At 70.3% G+C, this 865-nt stretch carries 1 protein-coding gene; it reads left to right on the top strand.

The features are described 5' to 3' along the window. A partial coding sequence (locus ACQRCA_RS08455; RefSeq protein ID WP_427719894.1) for a transposase occupies window positions 1-584 on the top strand: 584 nt, incomplete at its 5' end. Window positions 585-865: the final 281 nt, after the last annotated feature.

Raw genomic sequence — 865 nt, 5'->3', positions numbered from 1 at the left:
ACAAGGTCAGGCCGGAGGACGATGGCGGGGTTCGGACGCTCGCCGCCCTGAGGAACGAGGTCGAGGCCGCGGCGGAGGCCCGGGCGGACCTGCTCTCCGAGTACAGGGCCGCCGTGGATGCCAGCCCGATCGCCGCGGAGGTGGCCGCCCTCCAGTCGATCAAGGGCTGCGCCTTCGCGCTGGCCGCAGCCTTCTCGGCCGAGGTCGGCGACTTCACGAGGTTCCGTTCCGGAAGGCAGGTCACGGCCTATTTCGGCCTCGCGCCGAGTCAGAGGTCGAGTGGCGACTCCGTGCGGCTCGGAGGCATCAGCGGCGCGGGCAACGCGCTCGTGAGGAAGCTGGCCGTTGAGGGTTCATGGTGCTACGCCGCGGCACGGCACCAGCCGAAGCTCATGCCGAGGGACACGGGCGTGCCCCTCGAGATAAGGATGCACGGGAGGAAGGGGTCCGAGCGGCTCCTGCGGCGGCGCGAGGAGATGCTCGCCCGCGGCATGCCCGCGGCGAAGGCCAACGCGGCCACCGCGGCCGAGCTCGTGAGGTGGCTCTGGGCCCTCGGCATGATGTGCCGGGAGGGCGCGGAATAGACATAGCCCCCGTCCCGGCGAGCCGGGCGGCCTTCGGGGATACCCCCTATTTCGCTGTGCGCGCGGAGCCCTCCGCATGCGCCTCGACAGACTTGGGGAACCCCGCCGAAGGAATGGAGTGCGGGCCGACAGAACGGTATCCGCGGATATGAGACTGAGCCGAAGGCGTCGATGACATGCCGGGGGCGGACCGGGACGGGTTCAACGGCAGGCCCCGCCGACCGATTGCAAGCGGTCGGCGGGGCCATTGTGGCTCTTGACAGCGGATTGGGTCATATGAG

This window comes from Collinsella sp. SGI.095, assembly GCF_050314535.1.
Taxonomy (GTDB): domain Bacteria; phylum Actinomycetota; class Coriobacteriia; order Coriobacteriales; family Coriobacteriaceae; genus Collinsella.
This window is presented reverse-complemented; position numbering and strand designations above follow the sequence as displayed.